Here is an 18,291-nt window from a genome sequence, read left to right as displayed (position 1 = left end):
AACAAATACAATGAGCTATAAAATAAAGCAGTATTTGCTTTTTGCAGGTATATCAACAGTTATATTTGCCTGCGTGGTAATCATACCTTTCATTTATGGTTTATACTTAACACTTACCAGCTGGGATGGTGTTTCTCGTAACAAACCATTTGTGGGTATTCAAAATTACGTTAACGCATTTGCGGATTCAGGTTATTGGGTTTCATTAGGACGCACATTTATTTATTCAGCAATTGCAGTTATTCTTGTAAATGCTGTAGCTTTTATCATTGCCTATATGGTAACAAGCGGAATTAAAGGGCAGAATTTTTTCAGAGCAGGTTTCTTCGTACCAAACTTGATTGGTGGTATCGTACTTGGTTACGTTTGGAAATTTGTTTTCAATAAAGCTTTTGTAGCATTGGGAAGCTTTATTTCATCAGGCAATGCTAAGTCACTCCTTGCAACAGAAAATGGGGCGATAGCAGCACTTATTATAGTTTCTGTATGGCAATATGCAGGCTATATGATGCTTATCTATGTTGCAGGTTTTATGAGTGTTTCAGAAGATGTTATTGAGGCGGCTAAAATTGATGGCTGTACAGGAACACAGTCAATCATTCACATATCTATTCCACTTATGACAGCGTCATTTGTACAGTGTCTGTTCCTTACAATCACCAGATGTTTCATGGTTTATGATGTAAACCTTTCATTGACAAACGGTGATCCATACGGTAGCTCAGCTCTTGCGGCTATGCACGTATACAATCAGGCATTCGTTAACAAAAACTATGGTACAGGCCAGGCTGAGGCTTTGATCTTGTTTGTTATTTGCGCAGTAATCGGTGGAATTCAAGTATACGTTGGTAAGAAAGGGGAGGTGCAGGCATAATGGAAAATGAAGTAGCAGCTCGTAATAAAAAAATTAAACATGCCATTATGATTATCGTACTTACGTTATTATTTATTGCATTCGTATTCCCTTTCATAATGGTTATCTTGAACGTTTTCAAGGTTAAGGCTGATATTACAGCAAGTCCACTTGCTCTTATAGGTAAGCATGGATTTACACTTGAAAACTTCCCAAATGCTATCAAGAAAATGAATTTCTTTACAGTATTTGGAAACTCATTGTTCGTAACAATTCTTTCTACAATAGGAACCATCATTCTTTCATCTATGACTGCTTATCTTATTGTTAGAAATAATTGGAATGCTAACAAGATTTTATTTGTACTTATGATTGCATCAATGGTTATTCCTTTCCAGGTGCTCATGGTACCTCTTGTTTCCCTATATGGTGGAATTTTTGGTATTTTAAATCATAGAGTTACATTAATATTTATGCATATTGGTTTTTCACTTTCTATGGCAACATTTATGTTCCACGGAAGTATTCACACCAATGTACCTATTTCGTTGGAAGAAGCAGCTACAATTGATGGATGTAACAAATGGCAGATTTTCTCACAAATCGTATTTCCGATATTAAAACCAACAATCGCTACAGTAGCAATCATTGATGCTATGGCATTTTGGAACGATTATTTGCTTCCATCACTTGTACTTGGTAGAAAGGAATTATATACTATTCCTATCGCTACGAAGGTATTCTATGGGCAGTTTTCTACAGACACAGGATTAATTATGGCAGCACTTTTGCTTGCTATGTTACCTATCCTCATTCTTTATATTTTCTTACAGAGATATATTGTTGAGGGAATAACAGCGGGGGCTGTTAAATAGGCAATTATAATGCTACGTCTTCCTGTAGAAGTATAAGGGGGTTACAATGGCAACATTAAAAGATGTGGCAGCAGAATGCGGACTGACTGTCACCACGGTATCGAGAGTATTAAATAACAGAGGCTATATCAGCGAAGAAACTCGTAAAAAGGTTTATGAAGCTATGGCTAAGCTTAACTATAGACCGAATGAGGTAGCAAGATCTCTATCAAAAAAAACAACTAATACTATCGGAGTCATTGTTCCTCATATTAGACATCCATACTTTGCAGAGATGATAAGTAACATCGAAAATGCTGCTAGTAAGCATGGTTACAAGATTATTTTGTGCAACTCCAAGGGGAGAAACAATAAGGAAAAAGAGTATTTGGATATGTGCACGAGCAATAGGGTTGCAGGAATCATTCTTTTCTCTGGAAGTGTGGCAGTACAGGAATTTACTGACAGCAATATAGCACTTGTTACAGTTGAGCGTTTTGTTGAAAATGGAACAGCAGCTGTAGAGTGCGACAATAAACAAGGGGGAGAGCTTGCAGCACAGCACTTAATTGACTGTGGTTGCAAGAGACTTCTACACGTCAGTGGTATTTTGAATAATTCCATGCCAGCTGATGACAGAGCCCTAGGGTTCATAGAAGTCTGTGAAAAGAACGGAGTATATTATAAGGTTGTTGCTACTAATATGGGGCAATATAACAGCCTTGATTATCATGATATGCTGGAAGGTGCATTGGAATACGACGAAGAAATCGATGGAGTCTTTGCCAGTTCAGATTTGATTGCTTCTCAGATTTTGCAGGTATGTTCCAAGCTTGGCAAGCGTGTACCAGAGGATATCAAAATAGTTGGATTTGATGATGTAATGATTTCACAAATCACAAATCCACCAATCTCTACCATTCATCAGCCTATAAAAGAAATGGCTGAGGCGGCTGTTGATATGGTAATTACAGCGTCTGAAGGCAAGACAGTTCCTAAGAGAACATTACTTCCAGTTACGCTTGTAAAGAGAGAAAGTACATAATATTTCAGCTCACATCAGGGTTTGATGTGGGCTGTTTTTTTATTCTAAATATTCTATAATATCTCTAGTTAATTGAAAGGAAGTTATATTATGAGTGAAGAATTAATGGAGATGTTAGCAGAATCTCTTAATGCTAATGAATTTGTAAAATATAATCATATCGTTATGGACGATATTGAGTTAACAGGTGCTACAGCACATATTGATATTGTTCCAGAAACACTTAATGTTCTTGGAATTGCCCATGGCGGAGCACATTTCACTTTGGCAGACACCTGCGCTGGCTACACTGCAAGAGCAGATGGACGTCAGTACGTTACACAGCAGTCCAACTACTATTTCCTTAAAGGCGCCAAATCTGGACGTATTACAGCCAAAGGAAAGGTTGTAAAGCGTACTCGCAAGTTCTGCATTATTGATGTAGAAGTAACAGATGACAATGGAGAATTAGTTAGCAAAGGAACCTTCGATTATTACTGTGTTGCAGATCACCAGTAATGGGTTTATATGTACTAAAAATACCAAATGAGAGCTCGTTATAAAACAGATTTATAACGGGCTCTCATTTTCTTTAGGAGCTAGAAGTATTGAATTTACAACGATTCTCTAATATAATTCCTAACAACTTAACAGAAGGCAATTGTAAAGGGAGAGAAGCATATGGCAAATGTAAGGAGTGTTTCTAATGATGAACTGGCAAAGATTAAAGAATTCATAGAAACAATAAAATTTGGTTCTGTTAGTATAATTATCCAGGATGGAAAAATAGTACAGATTGATAAAAGTGAAAAAATAAGAATTTAATATAGATATTAAATAAACTGACTAGACAACTAGAGGTTTAGAGCATGGTTCCATTAGCTGTGCTTTGGCCTCTAGTTGTTTTTTCATATAAAAAAATATTTTAAGAAAAGGAGACAAACAAATATGGGAAAGTTATTCACATCAGAATCAGTAACAGAAGGACATCCAGACAAAATTGCAGATCAAATTTCTGATGCAATCCTTGACGGGCTACTTGCTCAGGATCCATATTCAAGAGTAGCCGCTGAAACAACAGTTGCTACAGGACTGGCACTTGTTGTAGGCGAGATTACAACAAAAGCTTATGTGGACATTGCAAAAATTGCAAAGGATACAATCAGGGAAATCGGATATGTAAACAATGTGGATGGGTACAACGCAGATTCAATTGCAGTTCTTACATCAATCGATGAGCAGTCAGCTGATATCGCACTCGGTGTAGATAAGGCATTTGAATCAAAACAGGAAGGAGTAAAGGAAGATTTTGGAACAGGAGCTGGAGATCAAGGAATCATTTTTGGATACGCAACAGATGAGACACCTGAATATTTACCACCTGCTATTTCGTTTGCTCATCGCCTTACACGTCAGCTTACGAAGGTTCGAAAGAATGGAACACTTCCATACCTTAGACCAGATGGAAAATCTCAGGTGACAGTAGAATTCGATGATGACAATAAAACAGTTAAACGAATTCATACTATTGTAATTTCAACTCAACACGCGGCAAATGTAACTTTAGAAAAGATTAGAGAAGATGTAATTAAATATGTTATTAAGCCAGTTATTCCAGAGGAGCTTTTGGATGAGAACACAATTTATTATGTAAATCCTACAGGACGATTTGTAATCGGCGGACCACAGGGAGATGCAGGACTTACAGGCAGAAAGATTATTGTTGACACATACGGCGGCACCGGTCGACATGGTGGCGGTGCTTTCTCAGGAAAAGATCCTACTAAGGTCGACCGCTCCGCAGCATATGCAGCTAGATGGGTGGCTAAAAACCTTGTGGCAGCAGGTGTTGCAAAGCAGGTAGAGGTTGAGCTTGCTTATGCTATTGGCGTAGCAAAGCCTGTATCAGTTTCAGTTGATAGTTTTAATACGGGGGTAATCAGTGATGAAAAAATTGCAGAAATTATTGAAAATGTTTTCGATCTTAGACCAGCAGCTATCATCGACTCCCTTAATCTTCGTAGGCCAATCTACAAACAGACTGCTGCTTATGGACATTTCGGCAGGACCGATGTGGACCTTCCATGGGAGCATTTAGATAAAGTGGAGGAGATTAGACAGTATTTAGAGGACGTAAAGGTTGACTTGGCTGTTCAGTATATTTCTGAAGCAAGGGAAGCTGTAACAATTTAAGGAAAGGTAGATGAAATAATGGCTGGAAAAATAGGAAAGCATATAGCTATATATGGCAAAGGCGGAATTGGCAAATCAACAACTACATCTAATATAAGTGCAGCTCTTGCAGAAGCTGGTTATAGAGTAATCCAAATTGGATGTGATCCGAAAAGTGATTCTACAAATACACTTAGAGGAAATAACTATCTTCCAACAGTACTGGATAGTCTAAGAGAAGGAAATAAGATTCATCTTGATGATATTTCTGTTAAAGGATTTGGTGGAGTGCTTTGTATTGAATCAGGCGGACCAGTTCCAGGAGTAGGTTGCGCAGGGCGTGGTATCAATGCGGCTGTAAATTTATTGCAGGAGCTAAATCTATTTGAGGAATTTAAGCCTGATTATGTTTTATACGACGTATTAGGTGATGTTGTTTGCGGTGGTTTTGCAGTTCCTATCAGAGATGGAATTACTGACAGAGCATATGTTGTTTCTTCTTCTGATTTTATGGCATTGTATGCAGCAAATAACCTTTTCAAGGCAATTAATAAATATGCTCCTACAGGTGGCGCAAAGCTTGGTGGAGTTATTGCAAACAGCATGAAGCCAGGCTATCACAGAGAGATAGTTGATGACTTTGTGGCAAAGACTGGCACAAGCATTGCCGGCTATGTAAATCGTTCACTTGATGTTCAGCAATCTGAGCTTTATGGAAAGACAGTAATCGAGGCAAAACCAAACAGTGCCCAGGCAGATATTTATAGAAATCTTGCAAAGTATATTGCTGAAAATGAAGATCTGGTAGTACCAAATCCTCTTGGTTCAGCAGAGCTTAGAGATTGGGCTAGGTCCTGGGGAGACCGTATATACGATATTGAAAATGGTGTTGTAAATGGAGTGGCTGAGGCTATTTAGCATTTAGGTAAGGAGGAGATTTTATGAGTTTTTTGGAAGATAGAAAAGCCCTTACCAGAGAAAAAAGATTAAGTGCATTAAGTCATTTTCACGGAACACTTGAAGGTCTTATTGATGAAACCTCAGGTACTGAAATCAAACAACGAGTAAGGACTTATTCTCAAATCCATGTGGATGAAACTATATATGCATTTGATGTGTTATCTAAGATTGAGGATGCTGCAATAATTGTGAATGGTGCAATTGGCTGCGGAAATATTGGACTTACTCAGATTGACGAAGCTTTTGGGTGGTACAGTACAAATTTGGTGGAAAGGGACACCATCTTAGGAGGTGAAGATAAGCTTAGAGAAGCAGTTATCAGAGCCTATGAGGAACAACATCCTAAAGCTGTTTTTATTATAGGAACACCTGTGGTTGCTATTAATAATGACGATGTGAATTCCATTATTTTAGAGCTGGAAGATGAAATAGGGATTCCTATTATAAGCATCTATACAGATGGATTTAAATCAAAAACTCCAGTAACCGGTTACGACATTGTGACACATAGCTTATTAAAGTATTTGATTGATAAAAATCCAGAGGAAACGGAACCATTCATTAACGTCATCTCATTTTCAGAGAGCATTGAAGATATTGCTGCAATAGCAAAAAGCCTTAAGGCATTGGATATTAAATATCAGGTCTTGCCAAGGTTTTCTAGCATAGATGAAATCAAAGGAGCATCTAAAGCTAAAGCAACTGTTGTGCTAAATCCAGAAGAAGGTGGATATTTAGCCAGAGAATTGGAGGAAGTATACGATGTTCCTTACATAGTTACTGAAGCACCAGTTGGATTTAGAGGTACAAAAGCATTTTTGCTAAAGTTGGCTGCGTATCTAAAGGTTGAGGATAAAGCAAGTAAATATGTTGATGAAGTAGAAGCGGAATTAACAAGAAGCATTTCAAAGCATCTTTTAGATGGCAAAAAGATATTTATTGATGCATCACTAAGTAGAATTCCTGCATACGCAAGATTGTTTACAAATCTTGGTGGAGAAGTGGTTGGATTTGGAGCACCTTTTGTTGATTTAGAGAATAGAAATCAGTTATCTAAATTACGTTTTCTTTCAAAAGGAATAACAGCGGTGATTGGTAATGGTCAGTATTTTGAGAAGGCAAATGCAATAGCAAAGGGAGAAGTTGATATATACGTTAGCGAATTTCAGGGAAGCTCATTTGCTTCTGATGAAGGTGCTACAGTTGTATCCACCAGAAATAAATCTATATATGGATTTGATGGAGTATATGTATTGTATGACTCATTTGTCAAAGCAATACGACTCTCGGGAAAGTTGCATGGTTTAGATAAAGGCAACTACAAGATTAGTTGGAAAAGCAAAAGTGGCAACTGGTATGTGAAGCAGGAGGTAAGCTAGTTATGTCGAATGTAATCAAAAATCCTAGAAATGGATGTGCACTTCATGGAGCTTTGCAGACAGTTCAAGAGATTAACGGAGCGGTACCGGTTGTACATTCAAATGCTGGTTGTGGTGTAGTTAATTATCTAGCTAATCAAAGGTTTTCTGGAGGAGCCTCATCTTATTCAGGCTTTTCTATTCCAGGTACAGCAGCACAAGAAAGACATGTAATTTTTGGAGGCGCATCGAGGCTTCGCGAGCAAATCAAAAACACTATTAAGGTTCAAAAAGGAGATTTATATGTAATTCTCAATAGCTGTGAATCTGCAATGGTGGGCGATGATGTAGATGCAATGACAAGAGAAATTGTTGAGCAAGGAGAACCAGTTGTTGACACACTGGTAGCTGGATTCAATGGTGGGCCTCACTATGGATACGAGCAGGTTTTGGGAGATATTTTCAAATCCATTTATGAAGTCAAAAAAAGTGGTTTAAAAAGAGAATCAAATCTTGTAAACATTTTTGGAATTGTTCCACAAAAGGATCCTTATTGGCAGGGAAATCTAAATGAGTTGCAAAGAATCCTTACAGGTTTAGGAATAAAATCCAATGTGTTTTTTGGAACAGAAGGTGGTGTTGCTGATTTCGTAAATGCGAAAAATGCATCGGCATCTATCGTATTTTCCCAGTGGGGAGAACTGCCAGCAAAAATCTTAAAGGAAAAGTTTGATATCCCTGTAATATACAGATCATCACTGCCAATTGGCACAGATAAAGTCCAGGATTTAGCGGAAGCTATTAATAAAGTGATTAGCTTAGATGAATCACTGGTAAAAGATTTCTTGGAAAAAGAAGAGCATACTGAAAAGAGTCTTTTTCTGAGAGTCAGGGATGAAATTTTTGAACTTGGACTATCTAAAAATGCTGTAATTATAGGAGATGAAGAACAGGTAATTAGACTTGGAGGTTTTTTAAAAGATCGACTTGGAGTTGTTATTTCTTCGGTAGTGCTAATTGATTCCTTGAAAAAGGATGAAGCACATGAAACAAATAATGAAGAAGAACTTAGAACTATATCTGAAAACATTTATAAGGGAATTGATCAAAAAGAGATTGATGAAATAGTTAGTTCTAGTAATGCGGAGGTTATTTTCGGAAGTTCTCTTGAAAAAAGAATAGCAGAGAAATTAAATCTACCACTTGTTGAAATTTCATATCCAATTGCAGATAAGTTAATTCTAAATAAGGCTGATGCGGGGGTTAATGGCGCAATTAGTCTTTTGGAAAACTATATTACAGTTGTAAAGCAATATGATGAAAGAAAAAAAGAACTTGCATCATCTATTTTAAAAGAAGTAAAAGGAGGAGAATCATGGCGCGAGCTATCACAAAAGAAGAGCTTTTTAAGACAATCGAACTTGATAACAGAATTACCAACGAGGGAGTATATATCAGCCCAGAGGTAGCAGAAACACTTGATTTTGATAATAAAGTACAAGAGCAGATGCGTACCTGTTTTGATATGAATCATGAGACTTATACCAAGACTAAGCTTCCAACAGCACTTAGACTTGATAGTAACTACAGATTGAGATTTACATATAAGCATGATGCTCCTTTTTCTGTAGAGCATGAAAATGGAAAGTATTATTTGCTTGAGGGAAAGAATCTTATTAGCGAAGTTTCTTTTGTCGAAAAGCCTGCTTTTTACAATGAGAAAACATCAGATGGAATAAGCATGAAAACTATCGCGAATGAAATCGGAAAGACAAAAGTGTCTGTAGCATACAGTAATGAATGCGCTCTGAAAGACAAGGGACTTGACTGCAAATTCTGTAATATTAATGCTACAAAAAGCCGTTTCGCAGATTTACAGGGAATTGCCTGGAAGACTCCAAGACAGATAGCTGAAACCTATGCAAAGGCCAGAGAAGAAGGCTATGAGTCAATTACTATTACAGGAGGTTTTGTACCAGAACGTCGAGAGGTTGAATATTACATTGATGTTGCAGAAGCCATTCAGGATGTAACAGGACTTGCAGATTTTGGAGGCACTGCCTGTGTAGGTGCTCCAGCAGATTTATCTGTAATTGAAAAGTACAAGGAAGCAGGCTACAGAGCAATTTCTACTAACCTTGAAATCTGGGATGAGAATATTTTCAAAACAATTTGTCCAGGTAAAGATCAGATTTGTGGTGGCCGCCAGAATTGGATTAACGCCCTTAAGCGAGAAGTGGAAGTATTTGGTAAGGGCAATGTTCGTTCCTTCTTTGTAGCTGGTATTGAACCTAAATCTACATTGCTTGAAGGTATCGAATATCTTACTGAACTTGGTGTTGTTGCAATTCCACTTCACTGGACACCAAATCCTGGCTCAGAGCTGGAAGGGCATCGCGCTCCAACACCAGAATGGTATATGGATTTATATCACAAGACATATACACTTTTGAAGAAAAATGGACTTACACATTTGGATCTTTATAAATCGGCAAATGTTGAAAATTCTATCTTTGATTATTTCTATGATTTGGATGGAGATCATCTTAATATTGCTAAGCACGAAGCAGACAGAGTTCACTTTGTAGGTGAAGATAGTGTTGTAGATGATAGCAAGATTGACGTAGTAGAAAAAACAGCTTAGCTGACCAGAAAACTGGAGGCTTCCCATTCTATTTGGGGAGCCTTCTTTTATATTACGGGAGGAAGAAAAATGCATAATAAAAATATCAATAAGAAACTTATTACTTTATCTTTAGCAGCTACTTTAGTATTTTCTGCAGTGGCATGCGGTACTACATCTGGCAATGACGAAAATGGCACAAAATCGAATGCCTCTGTAGAGGATAATGGAGTTGAAAATGTTGCTCTTACAGCTGAGGATTTTAATATCGATGATGTAGGAGAATTCACCATTAGAGTAGGTGTATGCTCAGGTGATGATAACCAGTATCTAAAGATTTTAGATGACCATACTAATTTCCTGAAGGATAGAGGAATTAATCTGGAAACAACAGAATTTGCAGCTGGTATCAATACAATCGATGCCATTACTATTGATCAGCTTGATATTGGAAATTTTGCTGATTATGCAGGTATTAATAGAATTGGAAATACCTTAGCTGATACTGAGCTTAGAGCCCTTACACAGACATGGATTAATACATCTACAACACTTTATGTTAATCCAGAGCATATTAGTTCTCCGGAAGATTTAGAAGGGGCAATATTGCTGTCCCAGGCAGGTGTTGTATTTGAATATGAATACGGAAAGCTTGTAGAAAAATATAATCTTGATCCTGAAAAGATAGAGCTTACAAATGTGTCAAGCGCACAGGAAGCTCTGGCACTTGCTACTACAGGCTCAGGTGATGCTTACTGGGCAGGCGCGCAAATTCAACCAAAGTTTGAAGAGGCTGGTTGGGTTCCACTTGTAACTGTAGCAGAGGTTGATGCTCCTATGTACTGCTTCCTTGTTGCAAACAATTCTTATCTAGAGGAACATCAGGCAGAAGTAGCAAAATACCTTGCTGTAAGTGAAGAAGGATTTGCATATATAACAGAGAACTTAGATGAATTTGCCGGTTGGGTAGAAGAAGATTTAGGACTAAAGAAGGATTTGGTAATCTCTGGATGGAATGAAAAAACTCACGATTATGGTTTTGACCAGGATGCATATGAAGATTTGGTAAAGGTTGAAGAGTGGTGCTTCAATAATGGAAATTTCCCTACAGCATATGATCCTGCAGATTATATTAATACAGATGCCTTGGCACTTTATAAGCCAGATTCGGTTACCTGGTCAAGGTAAGGAGGGGCCTATGAAGAACGTAACTAGAAGAATAATAAAAAGTGGAATCATTTCCTGGGCAGTGTTGTTTGTTATATGGGGAGTTATTTCTTTGTTTTACACAGAAGCTTTTTTCCCAAGTCCATTTGAAACATTTGTTGGTTTCAAGGAAATAGTCCTAAATGGAAAGCTTTGGGAGGATATTAGCATCAGTGTACAGAGGGTTCTCTTAGGTTGGAGTAGAGCACTTTTGATAGGAATTCCTGTAGGCCTATTAATTGGTCGATTTAGAATTGTAAATTGGTTTATTGAACCATTTATTAATTTCTTCAGATTTGTTCCGGCAATAGGATTTCTAACCCTGTTTTTGATGTGGTTTGGTGTAGGTGAAGAATCAAAGCTGATTCTGATAACGTATGCGTCTATTTTTCCAATAATCATCAACACAATCGCAGGCGTAAATACTATCAATCCTGTGAAGTATCAGGCTGCTGAATCACTTGGGGCCAATAGGTTGCAGTCATTTATTACAGTTACTATTCCTGGTTCAGTGCCAAGTATTTTAACAGGTGCTCGTCTTGGTCTCAGTACAGCAATCATATCAATTGTTGGTGCAGAAATGCTTGCAGCAAACAGCGGACTGGGATATTTAGTTTATACATCCAGACTTTATTATCGAACTGACTACATTTTTGTCGGTATTGTAACCCTTGGAATACTTGGATTTTTTGCAGATAAGTCTTTAAGGTATGTTGCAAAGAAATCATTAAAGCATTATGGAGTTACAGAATAAGGAGGTGCATATGTCAGATAATGTAAAAATTAAAATTGATCACATTGGAAAAAAATATGATGTGGAAAACAAAGCACTTCTTTTCACAAAGGGAAACAGTGCACATGATAATTTTGTAGGCCATGAATCTGATTATGTTCTGAAGGATGTAAATCTGGAGATTCATGAAGGAGAATTTCATATTTTTCTTGGAGCCAGTGGATGTGGCAAGACAACTTTGCTAAATATCGTTGCAGGCTTTTTGAATAAGACTGAAGGTTCAATAAGTCTTGATGATAAAGAAATAGTTGGTCCAAGCTCAGAAAGAGGAGTAGTTTTTCAGAATGCAGATTTAGCAATCTTTCCATGGCTCACAGTTCAAAAGAATGTAGAGTACGGTCTAAAGATGAGAGGGGTAAAAAAAGAGGAAAGAAGAAAGACCGCTCTCGATGCACTTGAACTTGTTGGTTTAAAAGGCCATGAACATAAATACCCTGATGAGTTATCAGGAGGAATGAAGCAGAGAGTCCAGATTGCACGAAGCATTGCAGCTAATCCAGAGGTTCTTATTATGGATGAGCCATTCGGTGCTTTGGATGCTCAAACAAGACGAACTCTTCAGGATGAATTAATTAGAATCTGGAAGAAGACCGGCAAGACCATCTTGTTTGTTACCCACGATATTTCAGAAGCAGTCTATTTAGGAGAAAATATAAGCATTTTTTCTGTGGCACCAAATGCATCTATAGTGGATACCATTAATGTCCCATATTTATATCCAAGGGATGTAAATGATAAGAGAATCGGGGAGTTTATAAAATACACAACTGAGAAGTTGGAAAACGCAATCAGTGCTTCAAAGGCTGCACATGAGCAGGTGAATGAAGCAGATGAAGGCAAGATTTTGGATTCAGAAGAAAACTACGATACTGTAGCGGTATAGGAGGAGACAATGGCAGAATTAAAGGAAATTAAAAAGTATATATATGACAATAAAAGCTTGGTTTTATCGACGGTAGATGAGGCTGGTAATCCTCAGCTCAGACATATTGGAGGATACAATGTTGATGGAAAAGATATAGTTTTTCAAACAACAATTAACACAGATAAAACCAAAGAAATTGCTCACAACAACAATGTGGCACTTCTGTTTCAGCATGAGGGACAAACTGCTCCTAAGAATATTACAGTTTACGGTAGAGCACACAAGCTTGATGCTAGTGAAGCTGAAAAGGCTGCGACTCTTATCAAAGAGCGCAGACCTCAGCTTAACTATGATCCACAGGTAAATGTTATCTTCAAGGTGGAAACAGAATCAGTTAAGATTTTAGATTTTACAGCAGAAGAAAAACAGGTTGTAGTATCAGCAAATCAGTTGGTGTAGTGTTCATATGAAACGAGATATGACAACTGGGAATGTGGTGGTGTCGTTATTATATTTTATTGTTCCACTTACTCTTGGCAATATTTTACAACAGCTGTACAATCTGGTAGATACCTATATAGTAGGCAGATATGTAGGTAGTCTAGCGTTGTCAGCTGTTGGTTCTGTAAGTAACCTTATATTTATTTTAAATGCTGTGGTACTGGGTTTGAAAGCAGGTGTTTCAGTAATCTGTTCAGAAAGTTACGGCAGTAAAGATGAAAAGGATTTTAATGCCAGCAGAACAGTAGGCTTTGTACTGATAGTTACGGCAGGATTGGTATGTACCATTTTGGGCATTACCGAAGCAAAAAATATAATGGCCTTTATAAAGGTTCCTGATGTGATATTTCAAGATGCATATGTATATTTCAGGATTATTCTGATGGGCTATCCATTTGTTTTTCTTTTTAATTATGCCATAGCCATTACACAATCAAGGGGCAATTCAAACATCACATTTATTGCATTACTGACTAGTACAATTAGTAATATAATTCTTGATTTACTATTAATTTGTAATTTCAAATTAGGAGTAAATGGTGCAGCAATAGCAACTGTTATATCACAGGCACTTTCAATGATTATTGTATTTACGAATCTTATAACGAAAGTACCACGAAATAGAATTGGTATTAGCTTCGAGCTTGCTGAAATAAAAGCTAAGGATATCCTTAGAGTATCCCTACCATCAATCTTACAGCAGGGGATTTTATCAATGGGAATAGTTTTGATTTCAGCACTTATTAATCAATGTGGAACAGCAATGATTGCAGGAGTAGCTATTGGTGGAAAAATAGATGGAATAATATCTCTTCCTATAATCACAATAGCAGAAGCACTGGCTGTATTTACAGCGCAAAACATCGGAGCAGGAAAGCCTGAAAGAGTAGAGATAGGCTTGAAAGCAGCACTCAGATTATGTGGTTTAATGGTAGTAGCATTATCGCTTTTCATATATTTTAAGGGACGTTCAGTAATCGGGCTTTTCATGAGTGAATATGATAAAGCCATTGTAGATGAAGGAATGAATTACATGATATCCCTACTAGTAATGTTGGTATTCATGATATTTTTTAGATGCTATATAGGAGTAGTTACAGGAAAAAAGGAGATGCGATTTGTACTTTTAGCATTTACCCTAAATATTATTAGTAGAGTTTCATTTGCATATGCAACATTTCCTACGCTAGGCAAATGGGCCGTTTATATTGCAAATCCTCTTAGCGTACTTGTAGGAGCTATAACTATAATGACAGCATATAGATATCAAAAGATATCACAGGTATTACAAAAAGAAACATTATATACTTTTAGAAATGAGAGCTCGTTATAAAACAGATTTATAACGGGCTCTCATTTTCTTTAGGAGCCAGAAGTATTGAATTTACAGGACTTGTAACATATAATGCCTATCAACCTACTAGATAACTAGTCAATTAAAAATTAAGGAGGATATTGTTATGGGTTATCCAACAATTTTCGCAACAGGAACATTAAAGTATGACAATGAGAAGGCCTGGAGTGGTTATACTCTTTTTCCTTCTGCTAGAGGAGCTCTTCTTATTGACATGAATGGCAACGAGGTACAGAGATGGGCAGGACTTGATGGATTCCCAAACAAGCTCCTTCCAGGGGGATATGTACTTGGCAATTCTGGAAGAAGAAAAAGCAAGTATGCATATCAGGATCAATTGGATTTAATCCAGGTAGATTGGGATGGCAACATCGTATGGAAGTTTGATCACACTGAAGAGATTTGTGATGACGGACGTACAAAGACATGGCAGGCAAGACAGCATCATGATTATCAGCGTGAGGGCTCAAGTGTAGGTTACTATGCACCAGGGGCTGAGCCAAAAGTAGATAACGGAAATACGTTATTGCTTGTACATGAAAATGTTAGAAATAGAGATATTACAGATAAACTTCTAATCGATGACAAAATCATTGAAGTAGATTGGGCAGGAAATATTCTTTGGAGTTGGAGAGCATCAGATCATTTTGATGAATTAGGATTTGATGAGACTGCAAAAAATGTTTTATATAGAAATCCATCTGTACATGGTGAAGCAGGTGGTGACTGGATGCATATCAACAGCATGTCTACTCTCGGGCCAAATCATTGGTACGATGAAGGAGATGAAAGATTCCACCCAGACAACATTATCTTTGATGCAAGAAACGCAAATATACTTGGAATTATAGATAAGAAAACAGGAAATCTTGTATGGAGATTAGGTCCTGATTTCAATGAAAGCGAAGCTACTAGAAAGCTTGGGTGGATCATTGGACAACATCATCTTCATATGATTCCAAAGGGACTTCCTGGTGAAGGAAATCTACTGGTATTTGATAACGGAGGATATGGTGGATATGGAGCAGTAAATCCAGGATCGCCAACAGGAAACAACAACGCGCTGAGAGATTACAGCCGTGTTCTGGAGTTTAATCCGGTAACACTTGAGATTGTATGGCAGTACACTCCACTTGAGGCAGGTTTCTTACTATTTACAGATGCTTCAAAGTTTTACAGCTCATACATTAGCTCGGCACAGCGTTTACCTAATGGAAATACGTTAATTACTGAAGGCTCAGATGGACACTTGATAGAGGTAACACCAGAGCATGAAATTGTTTGGGAGTATATCAATCCATATTTTTCAAATGTAGCTGGTAACTTCTATAACAATATGATTTACAGAGCTTACAGAGTTCCTTATGAGTGGGTACCACAGTTGGAAGTACCTAATGAAGAGTCAATTGAGCCAATAGATGTTGAAACCTTTAGAGTACCAGGCTCACCTATTGGAAAAGACAAGGGCAAAACAACAGTAGTAGAGGGAATAGATCCAAATCACAATCCAAGAACCTTTGAGGATAAGGATGATGAGGATGAGGATATTAACTTCTGCGTGGCATCAGTAAAGAAAAGTGATTTAGAGAACATTAACTAGGAGGATTTTATTATGAAAAAGATATTTACATTATTAGTTGTAGCGGCATTAGGACTTCAAACAGTTGCATGCGGCGCATCGGGCTCATCAGCTTCTGCAAAAACAAACGATGATAATTCTGAGCTTACAACAGTGCGTGTAGCTATTATGACAAATGGCTCATCTCATTGGTATGCAGTAATAGGTGATAAAGAAGGTATATTTGAGAAGCATGGTATAAAAGTTGAAATATCTGAATTTGCAGCAGGTATTAATACTGTGGATGCTGTAGTAACAGGACAAGCTGATTTTGGAAATCTTGCTGACTACGCTGCAGTAAATAGAATCGGTAACACAAAGGATGATACAAATCTTGTTATTGTAGATAGACTCAGCACATCTGAGGGCTCTAGTAATGGCGGATTATATGTAAGTGATGATATTAAATCTGTTGAGGATTTGGCTGGCCAGCCTTTTGCAACTCAGCCTGGAACAGTTTGGGATTATTGGCTTGCTAAAACATATGAGTATGCAAATATTCCAGAAGACCAGCAAAACGTTGTGGAGGTCGATAGTGGTGCATCAGCAGTTGCTCTTCAGTCAACAGGAGAAGTCAAAGCTCAGTGGGCATCAGGAACAAATGGAACAAAGCTTGAAGAAGCTGGCTTTAGTACAATCCTTACACTTGATGATTTAGGTTTATACACAGATGCATATTATATTTCTACATCTGATTATTTAGAAGCAAATCCAGAGGTTGCAAAGAAATGGATTGAGGCTCAGGAAGAAATTGCAGAGTGGATTACAGCTAATCCAGATAAGGCAGCAGAGGATTTCGAAGCTGTTACTGGAGAAAGCAAAGAACAGTTCCTTTCTGATTTAGAAGCTACAAAACTGGTTACTGATTTCACAGAAGAAACCCTTGAACATCTTAATGGAATCAAGGATTGGGCAGTAGAAGGCGGAAGATTTGAGGATTACAACATTTTAGACTATACAGATTTATCTGCACTTGAAGTAGTATATCCATATTCAGTAACTGTTAAATAAATCGAGAAGGATGACATAGGCTATGTATATTAAACTTGATAATGTAAATAAAACATTTGGTAATTATAAAGCATCAGATAATGTAAGCTTCGAAATCGAAAAAGGCAAGCTAATAGCATTGCTAGGACCTAGTGGTAGTGGTAAAACAACAATCTTGCGAATGATTGCAGGTCTTGAACATCAGGATGATGGAGATATATACATCGATGGAAAGCTAGTTAATGGAATTTCAGTTCAGGACAGAGGTATTGGATTTGTGTTTCAAAGCTATGCACTGTTTCCTTATCTTACTGTTTTCGATAATATAGCCTATGGCATGAAAGTACGAAAAAATAGTAAAGAAGAAATAAGCAATAAAGTAGATGAATTGCTTAAACTAGTTGGCCTTGAAGGGCTTGGTAAAAGATATCCGGATCAATTATCTGGAGGACAAAGACAACGAGTAGCTTTTGCCAGAGCGTTGGCCACAGAGCCACAGGTATTGCTATTAGATGAGCCATTTGCTGCCATTGATGCGAAGGTCAGAAAAGAACTTAGAAGGTGGCTGAAGGATACAATTGATAAGCTTGGAATAACCAGTATTTTTGTAACCCATGACCAGGATGAGGCTGTGGAGGTTGCTGACGAGCTTATCATTACCAACCAAGGAAAGGTTGAGCAGATTGGAACCCCAGTGGATATATATAGAAATCCGAAGACAGCTTTCGTGGCGCAATTTATAGGTGAATCTGTTATTCTGGAAAACTATGAATATGAAAAACTTAATGGGTTTACAAAACGGGATAATGCGCCTAAAGCTGCCATTCGACCAGAGTTTGTTCAAGTCCTACCACTTGATAACAATACAGAAAAATCCACAGCAAATATGAAGGGGAAAGTTGTAGATACGGCATTTAGAGGAAGCAATGTTGAACTTACAATTGCCTATGATAATTTAGAAATCAAAGCATCCCATCAAATAGAAGATTTCACTGTGAAAAAAGGTGATGAGGTATATTTCAAGGTTACAAGACTATATGCCTTTGATGATGATAACGCATATACGTTAATCAACGACATACTTAAGGACAATCCAGAGATGTACTATATTTAGGAGGAT

General features: G+C 37.5%; 18 protein-coding genes. All 18 read left to right on the top strand.

Annotation, left to right across the window (positions count from 1 at the left end; all coding sequences use genetic code 11):
• Nucleotides 1-10 precede the first annotated feature (10 nt).
• The 18 genes from CRN97_RS07820 (at nucleotide 11) to CRN97_RS07735 (ending at nucleotide 18,285) form a co-directional block, all read left to right on the top strand.
• The gene (locus CRN97_RS07820) at nucleotides 11-874 is read left to right on the top strand and encodes a carbohydrate ABC transporter permease (protein WP_242962034.1); all 864 of its coding nucleotides are present in this window, start codon (nucleotides 11-13) and stop codon (nucleotides 872-874) included.
• A complete protein-coding gene (locus CRN97_RS07815) occupies nucleotides 874-1,728 on the top strand; it encodes a carbohydrate ABC transporter permease (RefSeq protein WP_097076489.1) in 855 nt (284 codons plus the stop codon). Before CRN97_RS07820 ends, CRN97_RS07815 begins: the two co-directional genes overlap by 1 nt.
• 46 nt (nucleotides 1,729-1,774) lie before the next feature.
• A complete protein-coding gene (locus CRN97_RS07810) occupies nucleotides 1,775-2,752 on the top strand; it encodes a LacI family DNA-binding transcriptional regulator (RefSeq protein ID WP_097076488.1) in 978 nt (325 codons plus the stop codon).
• A gap of 90 nt (nucleotides 2,753-2,842) precedes the next feature.
• Nucleotides 2,843-3,250 carry a PaaI family thioesterase gene (locus CRN97_RS07805; RefSeq protein WP_044938042.1) on the top strand — a complete coding sequence of 136 codons (408 nt, stop codon included), beginning with the start codon at nucleotides 2,843-2,845 and terminating at the stop codon, nucleotides 3,248-3,250.
• 162 nt (nucleotides 3,251-3,412) lie between these two features.
• Nucleotides 3,413-3,556, top strand: coding sequence for a YezD family protein (locus CRN97_RS07800; protein WP_074791284.1), 144 nt, complete (start codon nucleotides 3,413-3,415; stop codon nucleotides 3,554-3,556).
• A 123-nt stretch (nucleotides 3,557-3,679) separates the two neighbouring features.
• Nucleotides 3,680-4,924, top strand: a complete 1,245-nt coding sequence (gene metK / locus CRN97_RS07795; RefSeq protein WP_097076487.1) for a methionine adenosyltransferase — start codon at nucleotides 3,680-3,682, stop codon at nucleotides 4,922-4,924.
• Nucleotides 4,925-4,942: 18 nt separating this feature from the next.
• Complete coding sequence (locus CRN97_RS07790) at nucleotides 4,943-5,821, top strand: nucleotide-binding protein (RefSeq protein WP_074791288.1); 879 nt, start codon at nucleotides 4,943-4,945, stop codon at nucleotides 5,819-5,821.
• 23 nt (nucleotides 5,822-5,844) lie between these two features.
• A complete protein-coding gene (locus CRN97_RS07785; protein WP_097076486.1) occupies nucleotides 5,845-7,242 on the top strand; it encodes a nitrogenase component 1 in 1,398 nt (465 codons plus the stop codon).
• A gap of 2 nt (nucleotides 7,243-7,244) precedes the next feature.
• Nucleotides 7,245-8,690 (top strand): nitrogenase component 1, encoded by a 1,446-nt coding sequence (locus CRN97_RS07780; protein WP_097076485.1) that lies wholly within the window; start codon nucleotides 7,245-7,247, stop codon nucleotides 8,688-8,690.
• Nucleotides 8,597-9,865, top strand: coding sequence for a radical SAM protein (locus CRN97_RS07775; RefSeq protein WP_097076484.1), 1,269 nt, complete (start codon nucleotides 8,597-8,599; stop codon nucleotides 9,863-9,865). Before CRN97_RS07780 ends, CRN97_RS07775 begins: the two co-directional genes overlap by 94 nt.
• Nucleotides 9,866-9,934: 69 nt before the next feature.
• Nucleotides 9,935-11,032 (top strand): ABC transporter substrate-binding protein, encoded by a 1,098-nt coding sequence (locus CRN97_RS07770; RefSeq protein ID WP_097076483.1) that lies wholly within the window; start codon nucleotides 9,935-9,937, stop codon nucleotides 11,030-11,032.
• A gap of 10 nt (nucleotides 11,033-11,042) precedes the next feature.
• Nucleotides 11,043-11,804 carry an ABC transporter permease gene (locus CRN97_RS07765; protein ID WP_097076482.1) on the top strand — a complete coding sequence of 254 codons (762 nt, stop codon included), beginning with the start codon at nucleotides 11,043-11,045 and terminating at the stop codon, nucleotides 11,802-11,804.
• 10 nt (nucleotides 11,805-11,814) lie between these two features.
• On the top strand, nucleotides 11,815-12,726 hold the full coding sequence (locus CRN97_RS07760; protein ID WP_097076481.1) for an ABC transporter ATP-binding protein: 912 nt from the start codon (nucleotides 11,815-11,817) through the stop codon (nucleotides 12,724-12,726).
• Between the two features lie 9 nt (nucleotides 12,727-12,735).
• The gene (locus CRN97_RS07755) at nucleotides 12,736-13,167 is read left to right on the top strand and encodes a pyridoxamine 5'-phosphate oxidase family protein (protein WP_097076480.1); all 432 of its coding nucleotides are present in this window, start codon (nucleotides 12,736-12,738) and stop codon (nucleotides 13,165-13,167) included.
• A gap of 7 nt (nucleotides 13,168-13,174) precedes the next feature.
• Nucleotides 13,175-14,542 carry an MATE family efflux transporter gene (locus CRN97_RS07750; RefSeq protein ID WP_097076479.1) on the top strand — a complete coding sequence of 456 codons (1,368 nt, stop codon included), beginning with the start codon at nucleotides 13,175-13,177 and terminating at the stop codon, nucleotides 14,540-14,542.
• 127 nt (nucleotides 14,543-14,669) lie between these two features.
• Nucleotides 14,670-16,163, top strand: coding sequence for an aryl-sulfate sulfotransferase (locus CRN97_RS07745; protein ID WP_097076478.1), 1,494 nt, complete (start codon nucleotides 14,670-14,672; stop codon nucleotides 16,161-16,163).
• A gap of 12 nt (nucleotides 16,164-16,175) precedes the next feature.
• On the top strand, nucleotides 16,176-17,192 hold the full coding sequence (locus CRN97_RS07740; RefSeq protein ID WP_097076477.1) for an ABC transporter substrate-binding protein: 1,017 nt from the start codon (nucleotides 16,176-16,178) through the stop codon (nucleotides 17,190-17,192).
• A gap of 22 nt (nucleotides 17,193-17,214) precedes the next feature.
• Nucleotides 17,215-18,285, top strand: coding sequence for a sulfate/molybdate ABC transporter ATP-binding protein (locus tag CRN97_RS07735; protein ID WP_097076476.1), 1,071 nt, complete (start codon nucleotides 17,215-17,217; stop codon nucleotides 18,283-18,285).
• Nucleotides 18,286-18,291 lie beyond the last annotated feature (6 nt).

The organism is Pseudobutyrivibrio ruminis DSM 9787 (assembly GCF_900218035.1).
In the GTDB taxonomy this organism is placed as follows: Bacteria; Bacillota; Clostridia; order Lachnospirales; family Lachnospiraceae; genus Pseudobutyrivibrio; species Pseudobutyrivibrio ruminis.
The sequence above is the reverse complement of the archived record's forward strand: the minus strand, read 5'-3'. Positions and strand labels throughout refer to the sequence as shown.

Excerpts from the sequence above, each read along its gene's own strand:
- CRN97_RS07820 (WP_242962034.1), top strand. The coding sequence starts at position 11 with ATGAGCTATAAAATAAAGCAGTATTTGCTTTTTGCAGGTATATCAACA.
- CRN97_RS07815 (WP_097076489.1), top strand. The coding sequence starts at position 874 with ATGGAAAATGAAGTAGCAGCTCGTAATAAAAAAATTAAACATGCCATT.
- CRN97_RS07810 (WP_097076488.1), top strand. The coding sequence starts at position 1,775 with ATGGCAACATTAAAAGATGTGGCAGCAGAATGCGGACTGACTGTCACC.
- CRN97_RS07805 (WP_044938042.1), top strand. The coding sequence starts at position 2,843 with ATGAGTGAAGAATTAATGGAGATGTTAGCAGAATCTCTTAATGCTAAT.
- CRN97_RS07800 (WP_074791284.1), top strand. The coding sequence starts at position 3,413 with ATGGCAAATGTAAGGAGTGTTTCTAATGATGAACTGGCAAAGATTAAA.
- metK (WP_097076487.1), top strand. The coding sequence starts at position 3,680 with ATGGGAAAGTTATTCACATCAGAATCAGTAACAGAAGGACATCCAGAC.
- CRN97_RS07790 (WP_074791288.1), top strand. The coding sequence starts at position 4,943 with ATGGCTGGAAAAATAGGAAAGCATATAGCTATATATGGCAAAGGCGGA.
- CRN97_RS07785 (WP_097076486.1), top strand. The coding sequence starts at position 5,845 with ATGAGTTTTTTGGAAGATAGAAAAGCCCTTACCAGAGAAAAAAGATTA.
- CRN97_RS07780 (WP_097076485.1), top strand. The coding sequence starts at position 7,245 with ATGTCGAATGTAATCAAAAATCCTAGAAATGGATGTGCACTTCATGGA.
- CRN97_RS07775 (WP_097076484.1), top strand. The coding sequence starts at position 8,597 with ATGGCGCGAGCTATCACAAAAGAAGAGCTTTTTAAGACAATCGAACTT.
- CRN97_RS07770 (WP_097076483.1), top strand. The coding sequence starts at position 9,935 with ATGCATAATAAAAATATCAATAAGAAACTTATTACTTTATCTTTAGCA.
- CRN97_RS07765 (WP_097076482.1), top strand. The coding sequence starts at position 11,043 with ATGAAGAACGTAACTAGAAGAATAATAAAAAGTGGAATCATTTCCTGG.
- CRN97_RS07760 (WP_097076481.1), top strand. The coding sequence starts at position 11,815 with ATGTCAGATAATGTAAAAATTAAAATTGATCACATTGGAAAAAAATAT.
- CRN97_RS07755 (WP_097076480.1), top strand. The coding sequence starts at position 12,736 with ATGGCAGAATTAAAGGAAATTAAAAAGTATATATATGACAATAAAAGC.
- CRN97_RS07750 (WP_097076479.1), top strand. The coding sequence starts at position 13,175 with ATGAAACGAGATATGACAACTGGGAATGTGGTGGTGTCGTTATTATAT.
- CRN97_RS07745 (WP_097076478.1), top strand. The coding sequence starts at position 14,670 with ATGGGTTATCCAACAATTTTCGCAACAGGAACATTAAAGTATGACAAT.
- CRN97_RS07740 (WP_097076477.1), top strand. The coding sequence starts at position 16,176 with ATGAAAAAGATATTTACATTATTAGTTGTAGCGGCATTAGGACTTCAA.
- CRN97_RS07735 (WP_097076476.1), top strand. The coding sequence starts at position 17,215 with ATGTATATTAAACTTGATAATGTAAATAAAACATTTGGTAATTATAAA.